Origin of the sequence: Ralstonia flatus, assembly GCF_958439105.1 — a bacterium.
Lineage (GTDB): Bacteria > Pseudomonadota > Gammaproteobacteria > Burkholderiales > Burkholderiaceae > Ralstonia > Ralstonia flatus.
The window spans coordinates 140,536-166,718 of the sequence record NZ_CAUDLI010000003.1 but is presented as its reverse complement, the minus strand read 5'-3'; the positions used below and the strand labels follow the sequence as shown (position 1 = coordinate 166,718).

Annotated in this window: 21 protein-coding genes and 1 other RNA gene; 12 read left to right on the top strand and 10 right to left on the bottom strand. The window is 64.8% G+C overall.

Features of this window, described 5'->3' with window-relative positions; genetic code table 11:
* Positions 1-2: 2 nt before the first annotated feature.
* The 5 genes from R2676_RS07760 to R2676_RS07740 form a co-directional block, all read right to left on the bottom strand.
* Positions 3-1,793, bottom strand: coding sequence for an ArnT family glycosyltransferase (locus tag R2676_RS07760; RefSeq protein WP_102066985.1), 1,791 nt, complete (start codon positions 1,791-1,793; stop codon positions 3-5).
* 182 nt (positions 1,794-1,975) lie between these two features.
* Positions 1,976-2,236, bottom strand: a complete 261-nt coding sequence (locus R2676_RS07755; protein WP_027677659.1) for a type B 50S ribosomal protein L31 — start codon at positions 2,234-2,236, stop codon at positions 1,976-1,978.
* 203 nt (positions 2,237-2,439) lie between these two features.
* Entirely contained in the window at positions 2,440-2,997 is a 558-nt protein-coding gene (locus R2676_RS07750; RefSeq protein ID WP_206275388.1) for a hypothetical protein, read from the bottom strand.
* Positions 2,994-3,860: a M90 family metallopeptidase gene (locus R2676_RS07745; protein ID WP_206275387.1), complete on the bottom strand. Its 867-nt coding sequence runs from the start codon at positions 3,858-3,860 to the stop codon at positions 2,994-2,996. The genes R2676_RS07750 and R2676_RS07745 overlap by 4 nt, the downstream gene beginning before the upstream one ends.
* Positions 3,861-3,922: 62 nt before the next feature.
* Complete coding sequence (locus R2676_RS07740) at positions 3,923-4,591, bottom strand: LuxR C-terminal-related transcriptional regulator (RefSeq protein WP_009238433.1); 669 nt, start codon at positions 4,589-4,591, stop codon at positions 3,923-3,925.
* Between the two features lie 377 nt (positions 4,592-4,968).
* Here R2676_RS07740 and R2676_RS07735 point away from each other — a divergent pair, with 377 nt between their 5' ends.
* Complete coding sequence (locus R2676_RS07735) at positions 4,969-5,607, top strand: hypothetical protein (RefSeq protein WP_316856988.1); 639 nt, start codon at positions 4,969-4,971, stop codon at positions 5,605-5,607.
* A 132-nt stretch (positions 5,608-5,739) separates the two neighbouring features.
* Here R2676_RS07735 and R2676_RS07730 read toward each other — a convergent pair whose 3' ends face one another.
* The 3 genes from R2676_RS07730 to trxA form a co-directional block, all read right to left on the bottom strand.
* Positions 5,740-7,113: a sigma-54 dependent transcriptional regulator gene (locus R2676_RS07730; RefSeq protein WP_206275386.1), complete on the bottom strand. Its 1,374-nt coding sequence runs from the start codon at positions 7,111-7,113 to the stop codon at positions 5,740-5,742.
* Between the two features lie 266 nt (positions 7,114-7,379).
* Positions 7,380-8,642, bottom strand: a complete 1,263-nt coding sequence (gene rho / locus R2676_RS07725) for a transcription termination factor Rho (RefSeq protein WP_027677655.1) — start codon at positions 8,640-8,642, stop codon at positions 7,380-7,382.
* Positions 8,643-8,830: 188 nt separating this feature from the next.
* The gene (gene trxA, locus R2676_RS07720; protein ID WP_004626253.1) at positions 8,831-9,157 is read right to left on the bottom strand and encodes a thioredoxin TrxA; all 327 of its coding nucleotides are present in this window, start codon (positions 9,155-9,157) and stop codon (positions 8,831-8,833) included.
* Between the two features lie 216 nt (positions 9,158-9,373).
* Between trxA and R2676_RS07715 the strand changes: the two genes are divergently transcribed.
* Together R2676_RS07715 and R2676_RS07710 are read left to right on the top strand one after the other, a co-directional pair.
* The gene (locus R2676_RS07715) at positions 9,374-12,217 is read left to right on the top strand and encodes a PD-(D/E)XK nuclease family protein (RefSeq protein ID WP_316856986.1); all 2,844 of its coding nucleotides are present in this window, start codon (positions 9,374-9,376) and stop codon (positions 12,215-12,217) included.
* Positions 12,214-15,735, top strand: a complete 3,522-nt coding sequence (locus R2676_RS07710) for a UvrD-helicase domain-containing protein (protein WP_206275384.1) — start codon at positions 12,214-12,216, stop codon at positions 15,733-15,735. The genes R2676_RS07715 and R2676_RS07710 overlap by 4 nt, the downstream gene beginning before the upstream one ends.
* A gap of 53 nt (positions 15,736-15,788) precedes the next feature.
* On the opposite strand, the gene ffs is transcribed toward R2676_RS07710, so the two are convergent.
* Positions 15,789-15,887, bottom strand: an RNA gene (gene ffs, locus R2676_RS07705) — signal recognition particle sRNA small type.
* A gap of 126 nt (positions 15,888-16,013) precedes the next feature.
* Here ffs and R2676_RS07700 point away from each other — a divergent pair.
* From R2676_RS07700 to recR, 4 genes are all read left to right on the top strand, one after another.
* Positions 16,014-18,218, top strand: coding sequence for a DNA polymerase III subunit gamma/tau (locus R2676_RS07700; protein WP_206275383.1), 2,205 nt, complete (start codon positions 16,014-16,016; stop codon positions 18,216-18,218).
* A gap of 85 nt (positions 18,219-18,303) precedes the next feature.
* Positions 18,304-18,651 (top strand): YbaB/EbfC family nucleoid-associated protein, encoded by a 348-nt coding sequence (locus R2676_RS07695; protein WP_027677651.1) that lies wholly within the window; start codon positions 18,304-18,306, stop codon positions 18,649-18,651.
* 23 nt (positions 18,652-18,674) lie between these two features.
* On the top strand, positions 18,675-18,974 hold the full coding sequence (locus tag R2676_RS07690; RefSeq protein WP_102066992.1) for an antibiotic biosynthesis monooxygenase family protein: 300 nt from the start codon (positions 18,675-18,677) through the stop codon (positions 18,972-18,974).
* Positions 18,974-19,594 carry a recombination mediator RecR gene (gene recR / locus R2676_RS07685; protein ID WP_102066993.1) on the top strand — a complete coding sequence of 207 codons (621 nt, stop codon included), beginning with the start codon at positions 18,974-18,976 and terminating at the stop codon, positions 19,592-19,594. The genes R2676_RS07690 and recR overlap by 1 nt, the downstream gene beginning before the upstream one ends.
* 14 nt (positions 19,595-19,608) lie before the next feature.
* Here recR and R2676_RS07680 read toward each other — a convergent pair whose 3' ends face one another.
* On the bottom strand, positions 19,609-20,949 hold the full coding sequence (locus tag R2676_RS07680) for a carbohydrate porin (protein WP_206275382.1): 1,341 nt from the start codon (positions 20,947-20,949) through the stop codon (positions 19,609-19,611).
* A 211-nt stretch (positions 20,950-21,160) separates the two neighbouring features.
* On the opposite strand from R2676_RS07680, the gene R2676_RS07675 reads away from it, so the two are divergent.
* From R2676_RS07675 to R2676_RS07655, 5 genes are all read left to right on the top strand, one after another.
* The gene (locus R2676_RS07675; protein ID WP_206275381.1) at positions 21,161-22,075 is read left to right on the top strand and encodes a LysR substrate-binding domain-containing protein; all 915 of its coding nucleotides are present in this window, start codon (positions 21,161-21,163) and stop codon (positions 22,073-22,075) included.
* Positions 22,076-22,097: 22 nt separating this feature from the next.
* On the top strand, positions 22,098-23,306 hold the full coding sequence (locus R2676_RS07670; RefSeq protein ID WP_206275380.1) for a CaiB/BaiF CoA transferase family protein: 1,209 nt from the start codon (positions 22,098-22,100) through the stop codon (positions 23,304-23,306).
* Positions 23,307-23,395: 89 nt separating this feature from the next.
* Positions 23,396-24,445, top strand: coding sequence for an ABC transporter substrate-binding protein (locus R2676_RS07665; RefSeq protein WP_206275379.1), 1,050 nt, complete (start codon positions 23,396-23,398; stop codon positions 24,443-24,445).
* A 64-nt stretch (positions 24,446-24,509) separates the two neighbouring features.
* Entirely contained in the window at positions 24,510-25,322 is an 813-nt protein-coding gene (locus R2676_RS07660) for an ABC transporter ATP-binding protein (protein WP_206275378.1), read from the top strand.
* Positions 25,323-25,345: 23 nt separating this feature from the next.
* Positions 25,346-26,137 (top strand): ABC transporter permease, encoded by a 792-nt coding sequence (locus tag R2676_RS07655; RefSeq protein WP_027677644.1) that lies wholly within the window; start codon positions 25,346-25,348, stop codon positions 26,135-26,137.
* Positions 26,138-26,183: the final 46 nt, after the last annotated feature.

Genomic DNA, 26,183 nt, shown 5'->3' with positions numbered 1-26,183 from the left:
CGTTACGGGCGCAGCTTGCGTCGGCGTGTGGTGGCCGGTGTGGGCGGCGGATGTGTGGCGGCAGCAGCCTCGGTCAGGCGGTACATGCGGAAGTGCTCGTCGCGGTCGGCAGGGCGGCGGCCTTCCCAGATCAGGCGCCACTCGTAGTTCGACACGCTCGTCGGCGCGCCGTAGTCGTACGGGTCATGACGCAGCAGGATGTCGCAGTTGTCCTCGGCGCTGCCAAAACGGATATGGCCGAAGTACGCGAACGACGCGAGCTGCGCATCGCCCATGCGGATCGGCTGCACACACGTGTAGGTGCGCGGCAGCGCCAGGGCGGCTGACTGTGCGACATCGCGGTACGTCTTGGCGTAGTTGATGGTGGGCAGCCACAGCGTCATCATCAGCACCCACATGAGCGTGGTGCCGGCGGCCGAGATCACCACCGCGCGCCAGATGGCCTTGGGCGCGCGTGATGTGCGCCAGACGACGATCAGCACCCACGCCGCGGTCACGAGCAGCGCGCAGACCAGTGCGGTCCAGCTGAACTCGGGCCGATAGCCCGGCACGATGCGGTACACGTTGCGCGCAAGCTGAGGCGGAAAGCCCGTCATCTTGGCAATCCACAGCAGCCACAGGGTGCCACCCAGAATGGTGAAGGCCAGCAGCGCAAACCAGTCGATTGCGCTGATCGCGCCACGCTTGAGCGTGGGCAGCGCGAACGTCGCCATCACGGCCATCGGCGGAATCAGCAAGAGGAAACCATCGTCGCCCGGGTGAGGCTGCATGAGCAGCAACACAAATTGCGGCAGGAAGACAGCCAGCGGCAACGTGATATGCGGAGCGGTGCGCATGCCGCCCCAGCTCTTCCATGCCCATGCGGCCAACGGCCAGACCGGCCAGGCAAACAGCGGCAGGTTACGTGCGACAAAGCCAAGCGAATGGGCGGTCGGGCCCGCGTATTGGTGGCGATCGAAGCGCGCCCATTCGCGGATGTAGGTCACGGCGTCAGTCGGATTATTTGCGAGCAAGTACGCCATCGCCGGCCACGAGCAGCCGAGTACGAGCGACACGGGCAGCGCCACTGTCAGCAGCGGACGCAATGGCACCACGCGCGTAGCGTGTGCGGCGATCAATACGGCCACCGTGATCGCCAATGGCAGGATCGGGCCGCCAGCCAGCGACAGGCAACCGATGCCGATGCCGTAGATGAGGCTGCCGTGCACCGGCTTGTCGAGCGCTCGGATCAAGCCATACACCGCGACCGCCACGAAGCACAGCGCGCCCACCAGCGGTGTCGTCTCGTGGCCGCGCTGCGCAAGGCCCACACAGGCCAGGAAGATCAGCAGCGCACCATCCGCCAGCGTACGGCCGTAGTCACGCGTGTTGGGCTGGCCGCCGAAGACGAATTCAAACGGTTGGACTTCTGCGCGGCGACCCAGCAGATACGCGCCATACCAGATGCACGCGCTGGTGACGAAGAAGAAGAGAGCGGTGGCCAGGCGCGACGCATCTGCCGGGCCCAGCCATTGTCCGAAGAGGCGAATGAACGCACCACCGATCCAGAACACCAGCGGCCCCGATTGCACGATCGGGCGGCCGACGATGTTGGGCATCAGCCAGTCCTGCGCATTGCCCGTGGCCAGCGTCCACATCGCGCCGAAGCCCGCGGCGTCTTCGTTCTTCCACGGGTCGCGCGAGAACAGCCCCGACAGGCCGTAGATAACGCAGATGGCGAGCAGCAGCCAACGCGGCAACTCGCGGGTGGCTGCGGCAGTCAGGCGGATGCGCGAGACGCGGGTGGTGTTCATCGAGTGTCAGACCGGGCGAGCCAGCCGGGGTTGCACAGCGACGTGCGGATCGTAAAGAGAGGCCGAATCAATGGCCTACCATGTGCCGAGAAACAAAAAAGGCAGCCGGAGCTGCCTTTTTCTGACCACTAAGACGGTCTGCACTGAGCGGGTCATGCGCTGAGCCGTCTCCGGCGCCGGTATTACTTGGCAGCCTTGCCGATCTTGCTGCCGAACTTGTTGCGGAACTTTTCGACGCGGCCGGCCGTGTCCAGAACCTTTTGCTGGCCCGTGTAGAACGGGTGCGATTCGGACGAGACTTCGATCTTGGCCAGCGGATATTCCTTGCCGTCCAGCGTGATCACTTCCTTGGTCTGGATGGTCGAGCGGGTGATGAACTTGAAGTCGCTGGACATGTCCTGGAACACGACTTCGCGGTAATTCGGGTGAATGCCTTCTTTCATGATGGGCCCTGGGGTAGAGGTAGCCAATTCGCGGCGCGCTTCAGGTGCTCACAGGGTAGGAGCCACCGTGCGACCAGCCCTCGAATCACTTGCCGGGTGGAGAAACGAGAATTATGCCAGAGAAACAAAGGCTTGAGCAACGCGCTTGCCGCAAAATCCGTCGTGCCCGCACATCGAAAAGTGACTAATCAAGCCTATTTCGATCAAGGCGCGGCCAAGCGTTCGATCGTCAGCACGCCGTGGCCGTCCAGATCCATCGTTTTGGTGTCGCCGATGCGCAACGAGGTGTCCAGATTGCGCGTCCACGTATCGACCCGGGCAGGCGCCTCAGCGTCGGGTGAGGGCTGGAACCGATGCAGCGTTACGCCGATGGACAGCGTCTGGAACTCGCCCGACACGACCATCGGCCGCAGGGTGACGTCGACGCCGGTCTTGGCCCAGCGGTGACGTATGAATTGGCACGTGGTGGTGTCGCAGCCTTGCGGGATCGTGTCGTCGGGCAGGCCGGCGGCGAAACGCGTCTCCCATTCTTTGCGCGGCATCGAACCGCCCACGTCGTACGTATGCGTACGTTCGAGCAAGGCGACGTGCTGCCCCGGGGTGGATGCGTCCGCTGCAAGCGTGACGCGCTTGGTTTCGGATTGCCCATCGAATTGCGCGGTGACGCTGAGGACCGCGGGCACGGTGGGTTGTGCCAACCCCGTACCGGCAGCGAGCCAGCTACCGAGCAGCGTTGCACGAAGCGCTTGGCGAATCGTCATGGCAGGAAGCCCTCCTGGCGTTGTTCAGATTCCAGCACGCGCCGTGCCGGATCCTGCAGGTAGAAGGCCTGCAGGAGCGCGTACAACGACGGCAGCGTCTGGAGCATGGCCGCCGGTTCGACGAAGAACACCTCCGACGCGACCGCAAAGAACTCAGCCGGATGCTCTGCGCCATAAGGGTCGAGCAACGACAGGATCGGATCGTCGCTCCACCGGTGCTCCGGAATCTGCTCGCAACGATGGGCAAAGGCGTCGTACTCGGCGTGGAGGTCATCGGCCCATTGCTCGCGGTCGACGCTGCCATGCAGGCGCGATGAAAACGCCGGGATGCCGTCCGACTCGCCGTTGAGCATGTCCAGCTTGTGCGCGAACTCATGCATGACCACGTTGTACGGCTGCGCGCCGGGCTCGGCCAGTGCGCCTCCAAGCTCGATGTCCTGCCACGACAGGATGACCGGGCCGTGCTCCCATGCTTCGCCGGCGGCTTCTTCACGCACGTTGTGCACAACGCCGTCTTCGTCCATGACTTCCTTGCGGATGATGAACTCGCCGGGGTAGATCACCACGCCGTGCCATCCGCTGTACCACGAGATGCCCAACTCCAGGATCGGCACACTGGCCTGCACGGCAATGCTGATCACCATGTCGTCGGTGAGCGGCAAATCGTGCGCGGTGGTGAATTCCTTTTCGGCGATGAACAGCGTGGCCGTTTCACGAAGGCGTGCGAGGTCGGCGTCGGACCAGTCGAGCAGAAAGGGCAGGCCATCGAGCGCGCGTGACCACAGCGCGTCGGAGATGGCGTAACGCGCCAGGCGCCGCGTACGTGCGCGGCCTGAGAACCAGCGGAAAACGGACGAAAGCATGCGGCCAGTATATCGGCCGTCGCGTGCGAGTTTGCTGCGCGCGCTTTCGTCTGGGGATGGAATCAGGCGACCGAGAGCAGGCGCGCGCCGCGCTGATTGGCGACGTACACCGCCTCGGTACGGCTGCGGACCTTCAGGCGCCGATACAGCGTGCTGATATGCGCCTTTGCTGTTGCTTCGGAGATATTCAGCATGCGGCTGATGGTCTTGACCGGATGCCCGCGCGAGAGCAGCACCAGAATCTCGTACTGCCGCGGCGTAATCCCGAGCAGTTTCGGATCGGTCTGCGGATCGCCCGCCAGCGCCGGGTTAGGCGCGCCATCCAGGCGCGACTCCGGCAGCAGGGCGCTGGCGGGAATGTACTGTCCGCCCACCAGCACGAGTTCAAGAGAGGCCGCGATGACTTCGCCGGGCGAATGCTTGAGCGTGTAGCCGGACAAGCCCATCTGCATGAGCGTGCGAATGATGTCGGGCGATTCGGATTCGGCCAGCACGACCACGTGGCGCGCGTGCGGCCGGTGCATGATTTCGCCGATGGCTGACAGCTCATCGAGATGCGGCAGCGGCAGGCCGATGACAAGAAGGCCCGCGTCGGCATTGGTTTCGATGGCGTCGAACATCCCTTCGTCTGGCTCGACGACAGTGACGCCAGTGACGCCCTTGAGCGTCCGTAGCAGGTGCGCAATGCCTGTACGCACCAACGGATGGGCTTCGATCAAAACAGTGTTCATCGTTGTTCTCGACCTGTTACCGATCTTGCGAACATCCTTGTCGCCCAGGCGAGATACAGGCCGGAGCAGACCCCCGTTCCGAATCATTTTAGTGGCGGAAGTCAAAAATGACAGCCGCCACGGCCATGCCTCGGGACCTTCGTTGGCGAGTCCTGGCTACTGTAGCCCACCGTTTGCCAGGGTGCGCAATTCGACCACCTGAGAGCCTGCACCCGTCGTCTGCGGCAGTTTTATCGCGCCAGCTGTTTCAATCGCGACACGAAAATCGCCTGCAATGCCGGGTTGCTTGGTTCTCTGCGTGGAAAATATCCCGTTAAAACAAGGCGTTAGCCGTCATGGCACGGATGTCGCTCTACACCCATCGGGAGGAGCGAGCCATGCCGATATTCGCGCAGCGCTGTGCTCGACGTTTGCCGTTTGGGTGGACGGTCGAGAAGACCGGAGTGGCCGCGAATCGCACGGCCATGGTCGTCATGAGGCCGGCGTCCGGAGTAGACGGCGATTTCATCATGCAGCGTGTAATCACGCTGCTGATCGCCCTTCGAAGTGTTCTCGCCGATACGTTGCCGGCGCGACTCGCCTTCGGTGTCATTCCCACCCGCGCATTCGATCCATCCACCGATTCTGTCATGTCCGCGCTCACGGACGGCGAACTGAGTACGTCGCATGCGTGGCTTAACAATCCAACGGCGACGGGGCTTGCGCAATCCCCTCGGAAGCGGGTTTGCGTCCATATAGGCCCGCTGCCATGCCGGATTCCACACGCCGCGACCGTCTTTGGCCGGTCTCGTTACGCGTTGCGCGACGCCGCACGTACCAGAATGTGGCGCTTTCGCAACGTGCGGCGAACGCCCTGTCGCTACAGCTGTTCAACGGTTTCGTGCTCCGTCCCCCGGCGGGCACTCTTTTCTCTGCCGCTATCCTCGAGTGGGGTCACGATGCAAGCCAATCTCACGGCGTTCGCCGCGCTGGCGCCGCCGCTTTATTGGCGTCCGCAGTTCAATCCGGTGCATTGAACCAGGGCATGGATGGATCGGATGAGGGAAGGAGCGCGTCCTGATCGAGCGTTCCTGCCGCATCCAAGCACGCGAGAGGGCGCAGCCTCAAGCCGCGCCCTCCTGAGAGGAATCGCTCCGATGCGACGACGCCTAAGCCGGATGCAGCGGATGCTCCGCCCGAATGCCGTGCTTCTGCATCAACCGATACAGCGTGACCCGCGACACCGCCAGTTCGCGTGCCGTCATGCCCATATGAAAGCCGTTGCGGGCGATGGCCGTGCGGATGGCATCCGACTCCGCACCTTCACGTGCTTCCTCCAGCGTCTGGCCCGACACGGATGCGTAGCCTTCGAGGTGCAGATCGGCGGCGGAGATCTTGCGGTTGTCGGTCATCACCAGTGCGCGGCGCACGCGGTTGATGAGTTCGCGTACGTTGCCCGGCCACGGGTAATGCATCATCGCGTGCAACGCGCAGGGCGTGAAGCCGCGGATGCGGTGCGAGGCTTCGCTCGCGTGCTGCGCCAGAATGTGTTCGGCCAGCAGCACGATGTCGCTGCCGCGCTCGCGAAGCGGCGGCACGGACAAGGTCAGCACGCACAGTCGGTGAAACAGGTCGGTGCGAAATCCGCCGTGGTGCTGGGCCGCTTCCAGATCCACGTGCGTGGCCGAAATGATGCGGATGTCCAGCGGAATCGCCTGGTGCCCGCCAAGCCGCGTAATCGTGCCTTGCTGCAGGAAGCGCAGCAGGCTGACCTGGCTCTCGAGCGGCAGGTCGCCGATTTCATCGAGGAACAGCGTGCCGCCGTTGGCGTGCTCGACCCAACCGATATGACGCTGGTGCGCGCCGGTAAAGGCGCCTTTTTCGTAGCCGAACAATTCTGACTGGATCAGATGCGGCGGAATCGCCCCGCAATTGATGGCGATGAACGGGCCGCCTGCGCGCGAGGACGCCTCGTGAATGGCCTGCGCGGTCAGCTCCTTGCCGGTGCCCGACTCGCCCGCGATGAACGCGGGTGCGCTGTTTTGGGCGACCTTGCGAATGGCGCGAAACAGACCGTGCATGGCGGGGCACTCGCCCAGCATGCGCGCATGATTGGCCTTCGGTGCTGGCGTGACTTCCTGCGCGAGTGACGCCATGCCCCAGGCGTGACGCAGCGAATACGCGGTCTCGTCCGTACGCAGCGGCATCTGCACGTAGTCCACGCAGTAATCGCGCACGAGCTGGCGTACGCGTTCGTGATTCAGCATGGCCGGCGGCAGGGCGGCCACCCAACCCACATGCGGCACCTGCATGCAGCGCTCGAGCAAATCCAGCTCCGCAGCCGAGAACGCGCTGCCGAAATCGACCAACCCCGCCTTGGGAACGCCGTCACGAATGGCACAGCCGAGCTCACGCATCGACGTCACGCGTCGCACGTGCCAGTCCGCACCCAGAATCGTCTCGTCGATCTCCCCCATCCCCGCACGTGACGCCACTACGACGGTTCGGCACGCAGCAGTACATTCCAGCGACTCTTCGCGCATGGTTTCCCCCGTTCGATTTTTGGTGTGGTTCCTTCTTGCCGAGGCGGCTCAGCCAGAGCAGGCTTGCAGTATGGTTGGCGGGTTTCTGTTTTGCGATGAAGTTTAAGGACGATGGTGGCAAACGCTTGCGCCCGGCACGTGTAATGCAAATGAACTAGCGAATTTCACAACATTGACGACAAAATCCGCTTGGAAAACAGGCAGTTGACCGGGCAATAAAAAAGCGCACCACAACGGGTGCGCTTTTCGCTATGCAGGCAGGAGACTTAGCCGCCGCGTCGCATCATGTCGAAGAACTCGGCGTTGTTCTTCGTCGTCTTGAGTTTGTCGAGCAGGAATTCCATCGCCTCGACTTCATCCATGTCGTGGATGAACTTACGCAGAATCCACACCTTCTGCAGGATGTCCGGCTTGATCAGCAGCTCTTCGCGGCGCGTGCCCGACTTGTTCAGGTTGATGGCCGGGTAGACGCGTTTCTCGGCCAAGCGGCGTTCCAGGTGCACTTCCATGTTGCCGGTGCCCTTGAATTCTTCGTAGATCACGTCGTCCATGCGGCTGCCGGTTTCGATCAGCGCCGTGCCGATGATGGTGAGCGAACCGCCTTCTTCCAGGTTACGTGCGGCACCGAAGAAACGCTTCGGGCGCTGCAGCGCGTTGGCGTCGACACCGCCGGTCAGCACCTTGCCCGAGGTCGGCACCACGGTGTTGTAGGCACGGGCCAGACGCGTGATCGAGTCCAGCACGATCACCACGTCTTTCTTCAGCTCGACCAGGCGCTTGGCTTTTTCGATGACCATTTCAGCCACTTGCACGTGACGCACGGCGGGCTCATCGAACGTCGATGCCACCACTTCGCCGCGCACAGTGCGCTGCATTTCGGTCACTTCTTCCGGGCGCTCGTCGATCAGCAGCACGAAGAGCTCGGCTTCCGGATGGTTCGTCGCGATGGCGTGCGCAATGTGCTGCAGCATCACGGTCTTGCCGGACTTCGGACTTGCCACCAGCAGCGCGCGTTGGCCGCGGCCGATCGGGGCAATCATGTCGATGATGCGGCCGGTGATGTTCTCTTCGGCCTTGATGTCGCGTTCGAGCGTGAGCGGCTTGTTGGGGTGCAGCGGCGTCAGGTTCTCGAACATGATGCGGTTCTTGACCGCCTCAGGAGGCTGCGCGTTGACCTTGTCGACCTTCACCAGCGCGAAGTAGCGTTCGCCGTCCTTCGGCGTGCGGACTTCGCCTTCGATCGTGTCACCGGTGTGCAGATTGAATCGGCGGATCTGCGACGGGCTGATGTAGATATCGTCGGTGCTGGCCAGATACGAAGTCTCGGGCGAGCGCAGAAAACCGAAGCCGTCGGGCAGCACTTCAAGCGTGCCATCACCGAAAATCGTTTCGCCCTGTTTCGCCTTCTTTTTCAGGATGGCAAACATCAATTCCTGTTTGCGCATGCGCTGCGCGTTATCGATCTCCAGCTGCCCCGCCATTTCCAGCAATTGGGACACGTGCAAGGATTTCAGTTCTGTCAGATGCATAGACGAAAGATGAGGGAAGGGCCCGAACGGGCGGCGAAACGAGAAACGGGGGAGGGGGGAAAGGTCGAGCGAACGCTCGGGGAAACAGATTGGCTGCCATCTTAGCACAACGCTGGCGAGCTTCCAGGCGGAAGTGCGCCAGCGTGTGTGTGGGGCAACGCGAAGGGTCGCCCGCAGCCGAAAACGGCTTACAGGTGGCTGTCCAGGAATGCGGTCAGTTGCGACTTGGACAGCGCGCCGACCTTCTGGGCCGCCACAGCGCCATTCTTGAACAGAATCAGCGTCGGGATGCCGCGAATGCCGAACTTCGCCGGCACGCCCTGGTTCTCATCGACGTTGATCTTGGCGATCTGCACTTTCTCGCCGTAGTCCTTGGAAACTTCGTCCAGGATCGGGGCGATCATTTTGCAGGGACCGCACCATTCGGCCCAGAAATCGACCAGCACGGGTTTGTCGGACTTGAGCACGTCTGCCTCGAAGGACGCGTCGCTCACATACTTGATCTGTTCGCTCATGGCGGGAACCTCTGTTATTTCGTAAAAGCTGGCGACGTGCGCCGAACCCATACATTACACGATTACACGAACCGGCGTGTATTGGGACCACTGTCGGCGCGGGTGCTGCTGATATAGTACCGAGGCCCCCGTTTTCAACCGATTTGACCGTTGATTGTGGCTATCGCGCCGATAGCTGCAGGTCTTCGCTTCCCGGTATATCGCCCTATTCCACGCATGCAGACGCTTGCCTTCGCGCCTGGCCCAGCATTCCTTTTCCGTGCCGCCGACGCTGCATGGCGCTTTCTGGATGCGCATGCGCAAAACTCTGGTAGCGCCACGATCGTCGTGCCGACCGCCGCCCAGATTCCGGGCGTGCGCAGTGCCCTGCATGCCAGCGCGCAGGCGGCCGGCACGCCGCGTTTGCTGCCGCGCATTCTGACCCTGGGACATTGGCTGCTCGATTTGCCGCCGGAAGCAGGTTTGCCCGCCGCGCGCACGCCGCTGTCGCGATTGCTTGCGGTGCAGCAGGCCCTCAAGACGCAGGCTTGGCTGCGTGAAGCGCTCGGCGCGCAGGACGATGCCGCACTCTGGGGCGTCGCGCAGGTGCTCGTGACGGTGTCCGATGAACTGTCGCAACGCTGGTTGACGCTGGACGCTGCGCATAGCGGCGCAGATGGGCGGCCCGATGAGTTGGAGTCGGCATTGGCCGAGGCGTTGGAACGCACCTACGCGCAATTGTCCGAACGCTTTCTTGGTACCGAATCGCGCATTGTGCTGACATTCTGGCGCTTGCTGTCAGGCGCGACGGACCCGATTCCCATGCGCCTGCGTGCCATGCGGCGTCTGCTGGACGAACTGCATGGGCCGATCGTGTGGATGAGCCCGACGGACGCCGAAGCGGTGGATCTGGATTTCCTGCAGCGCGCCGCCGAGCGCGTGCCGGTGCTGAGCATCGGCTACGACTGGAATGCGCCCGAGACCGGCACATCTGCGGCGCCTTCCACGCATGCGGATTTTCGCGACCTGCTGCTGCACGCCTGGCCCGAGTGTGCGACAGCCGCACAGGCTGCGGACGATGGCGACGATGCGCAGATGCCGGCGCCAATCCTGCGCATTGCCGGCGCCGCGCGCTTTGAGGACGAAGCGGCCTTCGCTGCGCATACGCTGGTCGATTGGCTGAACGCCGGGCGCCGCTCGTTGGCGTTGGTGGCGCAGGATCGCATCGTGGCGCGGCGTGTTCGCGCGTTGCTGGCGCGCGTGAACGTGCCGGTGCGGGATGAGACCGGCTGGAAGCTTTCGACGACGCGCGCCGCGGCAGCGCTCATGCGCTGGGTCGACGTGGTGCAGGGCGACGGCGATACCGCGGCGCTGCTGGATCTCGTCAAAAGCCCATTCTGTTTGCGTGACGCCGATGCCGGCACTGCGACGCCCGCATGGGTCGCAGAGCTGGAGCGCCGGGTGCGCCGGCATAACGTTTCGGGCGGTTGGGGACGGTTGCGCCGACTGGTGGCCGACCGCTCCGCCAATGAAGCCGATGGCGAAGCAAAGGTCAGCCGCCTGGCCGATCGCCTCGGCGTGTTGGCCGACGAAGCGGCGTTGTGGCGCCGGGCAGGCAGCGCGACGCTTGACGCGTGGGTAACGCTGCTGGCCGGTACGCTCGATCGCCTGCATATGCGCACCGGCTTGCAGAACGACGATGCAGGCCGCCAGCTGCTGGATTGGATTGACCGTCTGCGCACATCGATACACGGCAGCACCGATGCGGGCGCGCGGTTCTCGCTCACCGAGTGGCGGGCGTTGCTGTCGATGCTGCTCGAATCTGCGGTCTTCAGCGAGCCTTCACCGCCGGCGGACCGGCGCGTTGTCATCCTGCCGCTGAATGGCGCGCGCATGCGGCGCTTTGATGGCGTGGTGGTGGTCGGCTGCGACGATGCGCAGCTGCCGTCCGCACAGCCGGAGTGGCTGTTTTTCTCCAACGACGTGCGCCGAGAATTGGGCCTGCCCGACCGCGCCCAGCGCTTTGCGCAGCAGGCGCGGGACTTGGCCGAAGTGCTGCTCAATCAGCCCGAGGTGGTGTTGTCCTGGCAACGCCACGGCGGACGCGGCGAGCCGCATCGCCTTTCCGGCTGGCTCGAACGCCTGCAACGCCGGTTGGCAGTGAGCGGCGTGCGTATCGATACGTCCGTCACGTTGCCCAGCTTGCAGACCACCAGCCAGCCGACCGACATGCCGGCACCCTCCGCCCCGATGCTAGTGCCGTCCACGCTGAGTGCGGCTGCTTACAACAGCCTGCGCCGCTGTCCTTACCAGTTTTTCGTCGGCCGCATGCTGCGCTTGGGCGAGCTGGAAGAGGTGTCCGACGAGCTGGAGAAACGCGACATCGGCGAGATTTTGCACGCGATCCTGCATCGCTTTCACCGGCAGTTGCTGGAAGCGCCGATGCACGATCCGGCGGATCGCCAGGCACTGCTGCAGGCGATCAGCGACGAGCAGTTCGGCCCGCTCCTGGCCGAGGACGGCAATGCACTGCGCTTCTATCGGCGCTGGCTTGGCGTGATGCCCTCGTACCTGGCATGGCAGGCCGCGCGCGAGGCCGACGGCTGGCGCTTTGAGGCGGGCGAAGTCGATGTCGATACGTCCATCACGTTGCCGGACGAGCGCCCGCTGCGCCTGCGCGGTCGCATCGACCGCATCGACGTGCACGACGAACACGGTGTGGCCGTCCTCGACTACAAGACGCAATCGCAAATGGTGCTCGTGCGTCGCGCCAAGACGCCGTTTGAGGATTGCCAGCTGCCGTTTTACGGCGTGCTCGACGCGCGTGCGGACTCCGGCGGCTGGGTTTCGCTGGACGGCGAGGCGCGCGGGGACAAGCGCGATGTTGCATTGCCCGACTTCACGCAAGTCGTCGAGTGGTTGATCGAACAGATGCAAAAGGACATGACGGCCCTCGCCGCCGGGGCGCCGCTGCCGGCATTCGGTGATGAATCGGCGTGCCGCTATTGCGCGGCGCGTGGCCTGTGCCGCAAGGGGTATTGGACCGACGGCGCGCCCCGCGAACCGGAGGACGCGGCATGAGCGATCACGCTTACGAACGCGACGGCGCGGCCGTCTCGCCCGAGGCTTTTTCGCGCGCGGCGTGCGATCCGCAGCGCTCGGTGGTCGTGGAAGCATGCGCGGGAAGCGGCAAGACGTGGCTGCTGGTCACGCGCATGTTGCGTTTGCTGCTGGCAGGCGCTGCGCCGGCGGACATTCTCGCCATCACGTTCACGCGCAAGGCGGCCGAAGAGATGCGGCAGCGTCTGCTCGACATCCTCGCGCAACTGGCCAGCGCTGACGATGAAGGCGTCGTGCGCGAACTCATCGCCCGCACGGTGGATGAACGCGATGCGCCGGCGCTGATCGAAACCGCGCGCGGGCTGTATGCGCGCGTGCTGGAATCGCCGTCGCGCATGGCGATCGATACGTTTCACGGCTGGTTTGGTTCGCTGCTGCGCGGGGCGCCATTGTCGTCTGGCGTGCAGCAGGGCGCGTCGTTGCGTGAAGACGCCGGGCGGCTGCGGCGTGAAGCGTGGGCGCCGTTCTGGCGCGGCTTGCTGGCCGAGGATCACGCGGAATTGCGCACCGCGTATGAAACGCTTGCCGATCTGGTCGGCGATTTCCAGGCCGGTCGCCTGCTCGACGCCATGTTCCATCAGCGCAGCGATTGGTGGGCGTACAAGACCCAGGCGGGCGGTCGTCCGCTGGATGCGCTGGACGCACTGCTCGGCGACGATGCGACGGTCGATCCGCTGATCGAAGCGCTGCAGGATGCAGCGTTGCTCGCCGACATGCTGCGCGTCTCCGGCTGGCTCGGGCAAGGCGGTGCGGCCGAGGGCAAGCGTGCGGTGGCCATTGAATCTGCGGTTACCGCCGCGCGCGGAATGGACCTGTCGGATGAGGCGGCCCGCGCGCAAGCCTTCGAGGCGCTGTTTGCCGCATTCCACACGCAGGCCGGCAAGGCGCGCGCGTGCAAGCCGACCAAGGCGCTTATCAAAGCCGTCGGCGATGAGCACGCGCAAACGCTGGTGACCTTGCACACGACGCTCTGCGAAGCGCTGACCACCATCCAGGCCCGCCGGCAGGAAGCCCGCGTGCGCGCCGTCAACGCAGCGTTGTTTGCGCTGGGCGACGCACTCATCGACCGCTATCAGGCGTATAAGCGCCAGGCGCGGGCGATGGACTTCACCGATCTCGAATGGGAAGCGGCGCGCCTGATGCAGCAAGACGATACCGCCGCCTACCTTCAGGTGCGGCTCGACGCGCGCTACAAGCATCTGCTGCTCGACGAATTTCAGGATACGAACCCGATGCAGTGGCGCATCCTGCAAGGCTGGCTGGCCGGCTATGCGGGCACCGGCACGCAGCCGAGCGTGTTTCTGGTGGGCGATCCGAAGCAATCGATTTACCGTTTCCGCCGCGCCGATGCGCGATTGTTCGATGCTGCGCGGGAAATGCTGGTCGCTGAATTCAACGCGACCGTGCTGCGCACCAACCGCACGCGCCGCAATGCGCCGGCCGTGCTGGAGTGGGTCAATGCCGTGTTCCTGCAGGCGCGGGCGCGCGGCGACTATCCCATCTACGCTGAGCAAAGCACCGCCGTGGATGCGCCTGTGGGCCAAGCGTTGCTGTTGCCGCTGGTGCCCGTGCCTGAAGTGGAGCAGGCCGACGAAGCTGCACCCCGCGACACGCTCACCGAACCGCGCGAAGAGGCCGGCGATTCGCAGCGATATGCAGAAGGCCGCCAAGTGGCCACGTGCCTGCATGCATTGCACGCGAATGAGCGCATTCGCGAAGGCGGTGTCGAGCGCCCTGTGCGCTGGAGCGATTTCCAGCTGCTCGTCCGCCGCAAGCGCTATCTCGCCGATTACGAACGCGCGTTGCGCGACGCGGGTGTGCCTTATCTGAGTCCGCGCCGCGGCGGTCTGCTCGCAACGCTCGAAGCGCTCGATTTGTGCGCGCTGCTCGATTTCCTCATGACGCCGCAAGCCGATTTGTCGCTTGCACATGTGCTGCGCAGCCCGGTTTTTGCCGCCTCGGACAACGACCTCATCGCGCTGGCCCAGTTTGGCGAAGGCGCGGTCGCGCTGACATGGTGGGAGCGGCTGACCGCGTTGGCGGGCCAGGCTGACGCATCGGCGACTTTCCGTTACGCGCACCGCATGCTGTCGCGTTGGCTGGCGGTTGCGCCCACACTGCCGGTGCACGATCTGCTGGATCACATCGCCTACACCGGCGAACTCAAGCGCCGCTACGCAGAACGCGCGCCCGCCGCCAATCGCGACCAGGTACTCGCCAATCTGGATGCGTTTTTGAAGCTCGCGCTCGATCTGGACGGCGGCCGGTATCCGAGCCTGCCGAAATTCATGGCGGAGCTGCGCGCCATCCGCCAAGGCGACGAGGACGAAAGCCCCGACGAAGGCATGCAGGGCGACACGGAAGCGCCGGATGCCATCGACGCCGAAGTCGCCAGCGAAGGGCTCGACGCTGTGCAGATCCTGACCGTGCATGCGTCGAAGGGGCTCGAAGCGCCGTTCGTCGTTTTGCTCGACAGCCACCACAGCGACGCGCGCGTCGACACCGCCGGGATCCTGATCGACTGGCCGCCCGGCGCGCCGGCACCCGCGCATTTCTTGGCGTTTGGCAAGACATCCGAGCGGGGCTTGGCGCGCGAGCCTCTCTTCAAGCAGGAAAACGAGCTTGCGGAGCGCGAGAACTGGAACCTGCTCTACGTGGCGATGACGCGCGCGCGGCAAGCGCTGATCGTTTCCGGCGTCGCAAACAAGCGTGATGCCACGGCGGCCCAATCTGTCGATGAGGGCGATGCGCCCGAAGTTGACGGCACGGCCAGCTGGTACACGTTGCTCGCCACGGCGGGCGTCGCATCACCCGCGCCGATGCTTGATGGCGCAACCGATTCGGCCGTCAACGCGGCCGCGGCGGAGGCTGTTTCTTACCACGACTTCCGCGTGCCGCTGACGGTGACGGTTCGTGTCGGTGCGGCTGGCGCATCCGCCGAGGGGCCCGCCGATATCGTCTTCGACCAAGGCGCCGTGGCGCAGGGCGAACTGCTGCATGCGGTGCTCGAGCGCCTGACGCGCCGCGGCTTGCCCGAACAGGCGCCCGACGCCGAGACGATCGCGCGCTGGTTCGGCGCGACCGGCGTCACGCAAGCCGATGCCACACGCGCCGCCGATGCCGTGCGCCGGATGCTTTCCGCCCCAGCGCTGGCGCATGTCTTCGACCCCGCGCACTTCGACGCCGCGCATAACGAGGTGGAACTGTTCGGCCCCGACGGCGCGCTGTTGCGCATCGATCGCCTGATCGAACGCGGCAACGACATCCTCGTGGTCGACTACAAGCTGCGCCTGCTGCCCGTCGAACGCGCCGCCTATGCGGACCAGCTGCGCGGCTATGTGGCCGCCGTTGCGCCGATGTATCCCGGGCGCAGCGTGCGCGCGGGCGTGGCGACTGCGCAGGCGGAGTGGATCGACCTGGATGCGCTGCCCAAGCCGGTACAGGCGTCACACGACGACAGCCAAGGCGCGTTGTTCTGACGCGGGCGGCACAGACGAAAAGGGGAAGGGTGATGCGGAAGGCAAAAGAGAAGGGGGACGAGCCTGACCCTCGGCACTGGCGGAAAACGGCTGTGGCTGCTTCGTTCCCGACCTGACCAGGTTGACCGCGCCACCATGCGAGGAGGCCCGTCCGACCGCCATTGTAACCGACTCGCACGTCCCCACTTGAATATCCTTGCAATTCGCTCGGCGCGCATGGCGGTTGACCCCTCCAAAACCGCGTCGGAAATCCACCTCGCTTTGCTACAATCCGCCGCATGAGTTATCAAGTGCTCGCCCGCAAGTGGCGCCCTCGCGATTTCACCACGCTGGTCGGTCAGGAACACGTGGTGAAAGCGCTCACGCATGCGCTCGAACAGCAGCGCCTGCACCACGCATACCTGTTCACGGGTACGCGCGGTGTCGGCAAGACGACGCTGTCGCGCATCCTTGCCAAATCGCTCAATTGCGTCGGCGCGGACGGGCAGGGCGGCATCACTGCGCAGCCGTGCGGCGTGTGCCGCGCCTGTACCGAGATCGATGCCGGGCGCTTTGTCGATTACATCGAGATGGACGCCGCGTCCAACCGCGGCGTCGATGAGATGGCGCAGCTGCTGGACCGCGCGGTCTACGCGCCCACAAGCGGTCGCTTCAAGGTCTACATGATCGACGAAGTGCACATGCTGACCAACCACGCCTTTAACGCGATGTTGAAGACGCTGGAAGAGCCGCCCGAGCACGTCAAGTTCATCCTCGCCACCACCGATCCGCAGAAGATTCCGGTGACGGTGCTGTCGCGGTGCTTGCAGTTCAACCTCAAGCAGATGCCGCCGGGACACATCGTGTCTCACCTCGACCGCATCCTCGGGGAAGAGGGCATCGCCCACGAGCCGAACGCTCTGCGTCTGCTCGCGGCGGCCGCACAAGGTTCGATGCGCGACGCGCTTTCGCTCACCGACCAGGCCATCGCGTACAGCGCGGGCGAGGTCAGCGAAGCCGCCGTGCGCGGCATGCTCGGCGCGATTGATCAAAGCTACCTCGTGCGGCTGCTCGACGCGCTGGCGGATGAGAACGGCGCCGCGCTTGTCGAGATTGCGGACGAGATGGCCGGGCGCAGCCTGAGTTTTTCGGGTGCGCTGCAGGATCTTGCATCGCTGCTGCAGAAGATTGCGCTGGCGCAGGTTGTGCCCGCCGCTGTGCAAGACGACTGGCCCGAGGCCGACGATGTACGTCGGCTTGCCGAGCGGTTCGATGCGCAGTCGGTGCAACTGTTCTACCAGTTTGCCAATCTTGGCCGCAACGAATTGGCGCTGGCGCCGGACGAGTACGCCGGCTTTACGATGACGCTGCTGCGCATGCTGGCGTTCCAGCCCGGGCAGTCGGGTGGGGGCGCAGCGCCGCCTTCGGGTGGCGGCGGCGGGAAGCGCGCGATGCCGCTGGCGGCAACACCGGCCACATCGACGCGTCCTGCCGTCACAGCGACTGCGCCGCTCACCGCACCGGTCACCCAGGCCGCGCCAGTGGCGACGCGTGCGGAGCCGATGGTTGAGGCGCCGCGTGCGACTTATCAAGCGACCCCGCCTGCGCCCGCGCCGGTACCCGTTGCAGCCGCTGTGCAGGCGCCGGCTGCGGCGCCCGCGCGTCGCTCGCCGGCCATGGAGGCATTGGCCGCTGCGCGCCAAGCGTCGAGCCGTGGTCGGGGCGGAGCTTCTGCACCTGCCGCCACGCCGGTAGCTGCGCCGGCGCCTGTCGCGCGTCCTGCTCCCGTGGCAGGCCCGCGCCCGAATCCTGCTGTGCCGGCATCAGCATCATCGCCGCAGCGGCGTGAACCATCGGTTGCGGCTGCTGCGCCTTCCGACGACGGCCCGCCGCCTTGGGATGAAATGCCAGGCGAATTGGCTTCGCCGTCGCTTGAAGAGATGGATGCGGCGTTTGCCGGATGGGATTCCGCTTCGAGCGTGCGCCCTGGAGCGTCTGAGCCGGCAGCACGTCCGGCACAGATCGAGGCGCCGGTAGCCGCATCGGCACCGGCACCGACAAAGGCAGTCCCCCCAGAGCCGGTAGCCGCAGCTACGCCGCCTGACCTGAGCGCCAGCGGCCTCACCACCTTCGATGGCAACTGGCCGGCGTTGGCCGCCAGCCTGCCGATACGCGGTCTGGCCCAGCAACTGGCTTACCAGAGTGAGCTGGCAGCCGTGGAAGGCGCCACGATGCGCCTGCGTGTGCCGTTGCCTCCGCTGACCGACGCCAACGTCGTCGAGCGCCTGGAAGCCGCATTGACGGAACACTTCGGCACGCCCGTTCGTGTGGCGTGCGATATCGGACCGGCACGCGCCACCGCCGCAGCCGCCGACGCCGAGCAGCGCGCCGAGCGCCAACGCAATGCCGAAGACGCCATCGCCGCCAACCCGTTTGTGCAGGCGCTGGTGCGGGACTTCGCGGCGCAGGTCGTCCCCGGTTCAATCCAACCGCACGCGCACTGAACCGCATTCCAAGACTGAACATTGAACATCGGCGCGCCCATCAGAGCGGCGCGCCTTGCATGACCCATTTCAAGGAGCAACGACCATGATGAAAGGCCAGATCGCCGGGCTGATGAAGCAGGCCCAGCAGATGCAGGAAAACATGAAAAAGGCGCAGGAGCAGCTCGCCCTGATCGAGGTGGAAGGCGTGTCCGGCGCGGGCCTCGTGAAGGTGGTGATGACCTGCAAGAACGACGTGAAGCGTGTGTCGATCGACCCGAGCCTGCTCGCCGAAGGCGAAGACAAGGATCTGCTGGAAGACCTGATCGCCGCAGCGTTCAACGACGCCGTGCGCAAGGCCGAGACCACTACGCAAGAGAAGATGGGCTCGCTCACTTCCGGCCTGGGTGGCATGGCGAGCATGCTGCCGCCCGGCTTCAAGCTGCCGTTCTGAACAAAGCCCGCCGGGATCGCGCCATGGTGCTGGAATCCGCGCTGCTGCACGTCAGGCCCGGCCAGGAGGCTGCCTTCGAGGCGGCCTTCGGCGAGGCGCGTCACCTCATCGGTGCGATGCGGGGTTTCGTTTCGCTGTCGTTGTCGCGCTGCATGGAGCGGGCGAGCGACTATCTGCTGCTCGTGCAGTGGCAGACGCTGGAAGACCACACCATCGGCTTCCGGCAGTCGCCCGAGTACCAGCGCTGGCGTGCGCTGCTGCACCACTTTTACGACCCGATGCCGGAAGTGCTGCACCACACGACTGTTCTGGAGCACGCGTGATGCGTAACGCTCCAGGTACGCCGTCGGCGCTGCAGATGCTGGTCGAGGCCTTGCGCGTGCTGCCGGGGGTCGGCCCCAAGTCTGCCCAGCGGATGGCCTATCACCTCATGCAGCATGATCGCGAGGGCGCGGCGCAACTGGCCCAGGCGCTGTCTGACGCGACGGAATCCATCCAGCATTGCAGCCGCTGCAATACCTTTACCGAGCAGGAAGTTTGCGAGACCTGCCTGGACACGCGCCGCGATGCATCGGTCCTGTGCGTGGTGGAAACGCCCGCTGATCAGATGATGATCGAGCAGACGCTGACCTATCGCGGCCAATACTTCGTGCTGATGGGGCGGCTCTCGCCGCTGGACAACATCGGCCCGAAAGAGATTCACCTCGAACGCTTGCTGGCCCGTGCGACCGATCCTGCGCTGGGCGGGCCGTGCACCGAGGTCATCCTCGCCACCAACTTCACTAGCGAAGGCGAGGCGACGGCGCACTACATCGGCGAGATGTTGAAGGCCCGCGGCATCAAGGCAACGCGTCTGGCGCGTGGCGTGCCGGTGGGCGGCGAGCTGGAATACGTGGACGCGGGCACCATCGCCCGCGCGGTGCTGGATCGGCGCCAGCTCTGATCTTTCGCAACTGCTTAAAATTCGGCGTGGATGCGCGCCCCGACGATCGACACCGGGCCGCGATCCCGGTTGTACGCCGGATGGACCACGTATTGATAGTTCAGGCCGAGCGTAAGGTGCTTGATGGCGGCCCAGTTGTAATACAGCTCGGCGATGCGTTCGGTGCCGTAGTTGAGGGCGCCATCGCCAATCAGCACGCCCATACCCCCGGCCGCGAAGTACTGGCGTGCTGCACGCGACAAACCGTTCACCACCACGGCAGCACCGAAAGTGTCGTTCGGGCGCCCCCATCGATTGCCCTTTAGCGAGAACCCAGCCGACACCGACCGGTTGATGTCGGTGAACTCGTATGTTTCCTTGCTGCCGTCGTTCATGCTGGCCCGTGCGAAGACGCCCAGGTCGGAGGTGACCTCCTGCTCCAGGTTCAGGGCAATGCCGGGGCGCCAAGCGAGGCGCCGCACGAGGCCCGTGTCGGGCGTACTGCTCGTCTGTTGGGCGAGGCTGACGGCGTAACCATAGCCGCCCATCCGGCCTCGCGTTGCAAAGGCCAGCAGCTTGAGCTTGCCCGGGCGGCCGAACCAATCGTGGCGTGCTTCAAATTCGCCCACCCATTGGTATTGCTTCCAAGTGGTGTCGATCGTGACGCTGTTGGGTACCACCGACAGCGCGAAGAGCCCTCCGCGCAGCGTCCACCACGATTGCGTCCATTCCACCGCCAGGCCATGGGTGTAGCCCCACGCGTCGGCTGCATAGTCGAATGCGCCGGAATCGATGACCGCCCAGTTCAGGAAATCGCCGCGGGGGTCGTGCGCGTACGTGTTCGTGTCGAAGATGTCCACCACCGAGAATTTGCCGACGGTGATAGTGACATTGTCTGCCGAGCGGCTGCCGGCAAGCTGGTTGGGGCCCGACTCTACTGCCTGTTGCTCGCCGCCGAGATTGATGACCTGTCGCAGGAACAGGCGGGGCAGCTTGCGGTAGGGAGCATTGTTGCCGATCTTGTAGGCCTCACCGCTTGAGAAGCCGGCCAGGCCGACTGTATTGCTCAGCCCGAAACCTTGGTCGATTTCCGGGTTGGCGTACAGTTCGGCGCCCTGCCACAGGCGCAGGCCGAGATAGAGCGTGACGTCGACCGTTTCCTTGTTGGTATTTTCGGGCGTGAGGCTATTGGTGCCGCTGTACGGCGAGCGGAACGACGGGTGCCACTGCGTCACATTAGTGAACTGTCCATGCACGTTCCATCGCTCAGGCTCAGGGATGTCCGCAGCGGGCGCTTCGGTGCCAGCCGCCAGCGCCGCGCCTTGCAGGCTCAATGCGAGCATAAAGGCCGCCATCGCTTGTTGCGCAGCGCCCATCAGAGGAAATGGACGGCGAGGGGTGACGTGAAGAGGCAGCGAGGGCATGAGTTACGACGAATAGGGCAACCGCTAGAATCCGGGCTGGTGCAGCCGGAATGGTGCAAAAAACCCGGCCATCCTAAGCGCTATGTCATGACTTGCCGATGAAAACTGTAACGATTCGCATTGACCTGTCGCGTTTGTCCAACTCCGCCGGATTATCCGCATCATGAATCTCGCCCGCTTCGATCTCGTCACCCTTGGCCTGTTTGTGGCGGTGGCCCGGCTGGGCAGCATCTCGGCTGGGGCCCGCCAATCGCACTTGGCCGTGGCCGCGGCGAGCAAGCGGATTTCCGATCTCGAAGCGGCCGTAGGCGCGCCGCTGCTGTATCGCCATGCCGCAGGCGTGGAGCTGACCGAGGCCGGCCAGGCGTGCTTCCGCCACGCTGTCGGCATCCTGCAGGACGTCGAGCGCATGGCGGGTGCGCTGTCGGACTTTGCCGCCGGCACGCGGGGGCTGGTGCGCGTGTGGGCCAACACCTCGTCGATTACGCAATTCCTGGCTGATGACCTGGCGGCGTTCATGCTGGCCAATCCGGCCATCCGTATCGCGCTGGAGGAGCAGGACAGCGGCGATATCGTTGCCGCGCTGCGCGAGAACCGGGCGGATCTGGGCATCTTCGCGGCCGGTACGCCGTGCGATGGGCTGCAATCGTTCGACTACCGCGAAGACGATCTCGCCTTGGTCACGCCGCGCGGGCATCCGTTGGCCGGGCGCAAGCAGGTCCATTTCGCGGACGCCGTGGATTTCGATTTCGTCAGCCTGCCGCCGGGCACGTCGCTGGCGGCGCAACTCGTCGACGAAAGCCTTCGGCTCGGCAAGCCGCTGCGCCTGCGCATCCAGGTACGCAGCTTCGAAGCCGTCTGCCGGATGGTGGCCTCTGGCCTGGGCGTGGGCGTGTTGCCGCGCATCGCCGCGCAAGGACATGTATCGAGCCTGCCGGGCGCCGGTCTGGCGCTCGTGGCGCTCCAAGACGAATGGGCGCATCGCCGCCTGCTGGTGGGCGTGCGCGACCCCGATGCGCTGACCAGTTCCGCGCGCCTGTTGATGACGCATCTGCTCGGCAATCCCGCCGCACTCTGAATTCAACGCTTTCCATACGACCATGCCGACACAGGTTTTGCAGGACATCCGTGTGCTCGAACTCGGGCAACTGATTGCCGGGCCGTTTGCTGCCAAGACGCTCGCCGACTTCGGCGCACACGTCATCAAGATCGAGCCACCGGGGCAGGGCGATCCGCTGCGCAAATGGCGGATGCTGCATGAGGGCACGTCAGTCTGGTGGGAGGCGCAATCGCGCAACAAGCAGTCGGTCTGCGTCGACTTGCGTGTCCCGGAAGGGCAGGAAGTCGTTCGCAAGCTGGCTGCTGAAGCCGATGTGCTGATCGAGAACTTCCGCCCGGGGACGATGGAGAAGTGGGGGCTGTCGTACGAGGCGCTTTCCGCCATCAATCCGAAACTGATCATGTTGCGTGTGTCTGGCTATGGCCAGACGGGCCCCAAACGGGATGAGCCGGGCTTTGCGGCCATTGCCGAAGCCATGGCCGGCCTGCGCTATTTGACCGGTGAGCCGGGGCGCCCGCCTGCCCGGGCGGGGCTGTCGCTCGGCGACACCATCGCCGGTTTGCATGGCGCGTTGGGCGTGCTGCTGGCGCTGTACGAACGCGACGCGCGCGGCGGCAAGGGGCAGGTGATCGACGTGGCGCTGTATGAATCCGTGTTCAACCTGACGGAGAGCCTGCTGCCGGAGTATTCGGTGTTTGGCGCGATCCGCCAGCCGGCGGGCGGGGCGCTGCCGGGTATCGCACCGTCGAACGCCTATCGCTGCGCCGGTGGCGAATACGTTCTGATCGCCGCCAACGGTGACAACATCTTCCGCCGCCTGATGCAACACATGGGCCGTCAAGATCTGGCCGACGATCCGGGCCTGGCCCGCAACGACGGCCGCGCCGCGCGTGCCGAGGAAATCGACGCAGCCATCAACGCGTGGACGAGCACGTTGCCCATCGCAGATGTCCTGGCCGCGCTGCATGCGGCCGAAGTGCCCAGCGGCCCGATCTACACCATCGCGGACATTGCCGCCGACCCGCACTACCGCGCACGCGGCGTGATCGAAACCGTGCGCGCGCAGTCGGGCATCGAGGTCGAGATGCCGGGCGTGGTGCCCAAGCTTTCCGCCACGCCGGGCGCTGTGCAGGCGAGCGCGCCGCGCCTGGGCCAGCACACGCGCGATGTCCTGCGCGGCCACGGCCTGACGGATGCGCAGATCGACGCGCTCGTTTCGCAGGGCATCGTTGCCGAAGCCAAAAGCTAAGCAGCTAGGACGATCCCGCATGTTGTGTTGCAAATCGTTGCGGTAATATCGCCGCCAAGGCAGTGAAGGCCACAGAACAGGAGTCAGGCATGGGGACACGAGTCATTGGGCGCTGGGCAAAGTGGGTGGGCGCAGCGCTGTGCGCGACGAGCCTGCTGGTTGCCAGCCCCGCCGTTCTGGCACAGGGCAAACCTGAAAAAAGCAAGGTCACCATCGCGGTGGGCGGCAAGGCGCTGTTCTACTACCTGCCGCTGACGATTGCCGAGCGTCTGGGTTACTTCAAGGACGAAGGCCTGGACGTTGAAATCGTCGACTTTGCCGGCGGTGCAAAAGCGCTGCAGGCTGTGGTGGGAGGTAGCGCCGATGTCGTGAGCGGTGCCTACGAGCACACGCTGGTGCTGCAGGCCAAGGGCCAGATGTATCAGGAGTTCGTGCTGCAAGGGCGCGCACCGCAGATCGTGTTGGCGGTCAACAATAAGACGATGCCCAACTTCAAGTCGATTGCCGATTTGAAGGGCAAGAAGATCGGCGTGACGGCGCCGGGTTCGTCGACCAACATCATGGTCAACTACGTGCTGGCGCGCGCCGGCATCAAGCCGAACGAAGTGTCGATCATCGGCGTGGGCCCGAGCAGCGGGGCGATTGCGGCCGTGCGTGCGGGCCAGATCGACGCCCTGGCCAACCTGGACCCGGTGATGTCGATGCTCACGCAGAAGAATGAAGTCCGCGTCGTCTCCGATACCCGCACGCTGGCCGATACCAAGGCGGTGTTTGGCGGCAACATGCCGGCCGGCTGCCTGTACGCGTCCACCGCGTTCATCCAGAAGAATCCGAACACGACGCAGGCGATGACCAACGCCATGGTGCGCGCGCTCAAGTGGCTGCAGAAGGCGGGCCCCTCGGACATCGTCAAGACGGTGCCCGAAGCCTATCTGCTGGGCGACCGTGCGCTGTATTTGGCGGCGTGGGAGAAGGTGCGTGAGGCGATCTCGCCGGACGGCACGATGCCCGCCGACGGCCCGACCACGGCGCTGCGCACGCTGTCGGAGTTTGATGCGGAAGTGAAGGGCAAGCAGATCAAGCTCGACCAGACCTTCACCAATACCTTCGTGCAGAAGGCCAACGCGAAATACAAGTAAGTTCCACAGGCTTTCAGCAACGCGCCCGGTTTCGCCCGGGCGCATTGCTTTTGGATCGCAGACCATGTCCCATCCCGCGCTTTCTTTCGATCAGATCACCTGCACGTTCATCTCGCCCGACACGCCGGGCCAGCGTCACACCGCCGTGCAAAACACGTCGCTGGAGGTGCAGGCTGGCGAGTTCGTCTCGGTGGTCGGCCCCACCGGCTGCGGCAAATCAACATTGCTGAATCTGGCGGCGGGGCTGTTGCAGCCGTCTTCGGGGCAGGTCCGGGTGTTTGGCGAACCGCTGGTCGGCATCAATCGTCGTGCCGGTTACATGTTCCAGGCAGAGGCGCTGATGCCGTGGCGCAGCGCGCTCGACAACGTGATGGCTGGGCTGGAGTTTCGGGGCATGCCCGACCAGGAAGCGCGCGACCTGGCCATGTCGTGGCTCGCGCGCGTCGGGCTGGCTGGCTTTGAAGACCGCTATCCACATCAGCTTTCGGGCGGCATGCGCAAACGCGTGAGCCTGGCGCAAACGCTGGTGCTCGACCCCGACATCATCCTCATGGACGAGCCGTTTTCCGCGCTCGACATCCAGACGCGCCAGCTGATGGAAAACGAGGTGCTCGACCTCTGGGCCGCCAAGCGCAAGGCGGTGCTGTTCATCACGCACGATCTGGACGAAGCGATTGCCATGAGCGACCGCGTGGTCGTTCTGGCCGCCGGCCCCGGCACGCACCCAATCGGCGAATTCACCATCGACCTGCCGCGCCCGCGCGATGTGGCCGAGATTCGTGACCAGGCCGGCTTTGTCGACCTGCATTCGCGCATCTGGGACGTCCTGCGCGAGGAAGTCCTCAAGGGCTATGCGCAGCACCGCCGCGTGGCTTGACCTGAATCTGATCGATTGCATCCATGGCTAACCGTCCGCTTTCTCCATTCGCGCTGCGCACCTGGCAGCTTGGCCTGCTGGTCGTCACGTTGGGCGTGTGGCACTTCGCCACGCGCTCGCAGGAAGTTGCGTTCTTCTTCGGAGAACCGCTCATCGTTGCCCAGCGCATCTGGGCGTGGTTCGTTTCTGAAGGCGATATCTATCAACACCTTGGCGTGACGTTGGCCGAGACAGTGCTGGCCTTTGCCATCGGCACCGCTACTGGCCTGGGCGCCGGCTTGTGGCTGGCGCTGAGCCCGGCGGCTTCGGCAGTGCTGGATCCGTACATCAAGGCGGCCAATTCGATGCCGCGCGTGATCCTGGCGCCGATCTTCGGCGTGTGGTTCGGGCTGGGGATCTGGTCAAAGGTCGCGTTGGCGGTGACGCTGGTGTTCTTCATCGTCTTCTTCAACGTCTACCAGGGCGTGAAGGAAGTGAGCCCGGTCGTGCTGGCCAATGCGCGCATGCTGGGCGCATCGCAGCGGCAACTACTGCGCTTCGTCTATCTGCCGAGCGCGACGAGCTGGGTGTTCTCGTCGCTGCATACGTCGGTGGGCCTGGCGTTCGTCGGGGCGGTGGTGGGGGAGTATCTCGGCTCCGCACGCGGTGTCGGCTACCTGATCCTCCAGGCAGAGGGCACGTTCGACATCAACACCGTGTTTGCGGGCATCGTCGTGCTGACGGTCTTTGCGCTGGTCCTGGATTGGCTCGTCGGCTTGATGGAAAAGCGCCTGATGCGCTGGCAGCCGAAGAGCGGCGAGACGGAAAAGCTCTGAGCGAGCGCGCGGACGACGCAAACGTCACATCGACCCTGTCGCAAGC

Coding starts and splice junctions, on each gene's coding strand:
- R2676_RS07760 (WP_102066985.1), bottom strand. CDS start 1,793: ATGAACACCACCCGCGTCTCGCGCATCCGCCTGACTGCCGCAGCCACC.
- R2676_RS07660 (WP_206275378.1), top strand. CDS start 24,510: ATGTCCCATCCCGCGCTTTCTTTCGATCAGATCACCTGCACGTTCATC.
- R2676_RS07680 (WP_206275382.1), bottom strand. CDS start 20,949: ATGGGCGCTGCGCAACAAGCGATGGCGGCCTTTATGCTCGCATTGAGC.
- R2676_RS07700 (WP_206275383.1), top strand. CDS start 16,014: ATGAGTTATCAAGTGCTCGCCCGCAAGTGGCGCCCTCGCGATTTCACC.
- R2676_RS07755 (WP_027677659.1), bottom strand. CDS start 2,236: ATGAAAGAAGGCATTCACCCGAATTACCGCGAAGTCGTGTTCCAGGAC.
- trxA (WP_004626253.1), bottom strand. CDS start 9,157: ATGAGCGAACAGATCAAGTATGTGAGCGACGCGTCCTTCGAGGCAGAC.
- R2676_RS07655 (WP_027677644.1), top strand. CDS start 25,346: ATGGCTAACCGTCCGCTTTCTCCATTCGCGCTGCGCACCTGGCAGCTT.
- R2676_RS07675 (WP_206275381.1), top strand. CDS start 21,161: ATGAATCTCGCCCGCTTCGATCTCGTCACCCTTGGCCTGTTTGTGGCG.
- R2676_RS07750 (WP_206275388.1), bottom strand. CDS start 2,997: ATGACGATTCGCCAAGCGCTTCGTGCAACGCTGCTCGGTAGCTGGCTC.
- R2676_RS07695 (WP_027677651.1), top strand. CDS start 18,304: ATGATGAAAGGCCAGATCGCCGGGCTGATGAAGCAGGCCCAGCAGATG.
- R2676_RS07715 (WP_316856986.1), top strand. CDS start 9,374: ATGCAGACGCTTGCCTTCGCGCCTGGCCCAGCATTCCTTTTCCGTGCC.
- R2676_RS07710 (WP_206275384.1), top strand. CDS start 12,214: ATGAGCGATCACGCTTACGAACGCGACGGCGCGGCCGTCTCGCCCGAG.
- R2676_RS07735 (WP_316856988.1), top strand. CDS start 4,969: ATGCCGATATTCGCGCAGCGCTGTGCTCGACGTTTGCCGTTTGGGTGG.
- rho (WP_027677655.1), bottom strand. CDS start 8,642: ATGCATCTGACAGAACTGAAATCCTTGCACGTGTCCCAATTGCTGGAA.
- R2676_RS07690 (WP_102066992.1), top strand. CDS start 18,675: ATGGTGCTGGAATCCGCGCTGCTGCACGTCAGGCCCGGCCAGGAGGCT.
- R2676_RS07665 (WP_206275379.1), top strand. CDS start 23,396: ATGGGGACACGAGTCATTGGGCGCTGGGCAAAGTGGGTGGGCGCAGCG.
- R2676_RS07730 (WP_206275386.1), bottom strand. CDS start 7,113: ATGCGCGAAGAGTCGCTGGAATGTACTGCTGCGTGCCGAACCGTCGTA.
- recR (WP_102066993.1), top strand. CDS start 18,974: ATGCGTAACGCTCCAGGTACGCCGTCGGCGCTGCAGATGCTGGTCGAG.
- R2676_RS07670 (WP_206275380.1), top strand. CDS start 22,098: ATGCCGACACAGGTTTTGCAGGACATCCGTGTGCTCGAACTCGGGCAA.
- R2676_RS07740 (WP_009238433.1), bottom strand. CDS start 4,591: ATGAACACTGTTTTGATCGAAGCCCATCCGTTGGTGCGTACAGGCATT.
- R2676_RS07745 (WP_206275387.1), bottom strand. CDS start 3,860: ATGCTTTCGTCCGTTTTCCGCTGGTTCTCAGGCCGCGCACGTACGCGG.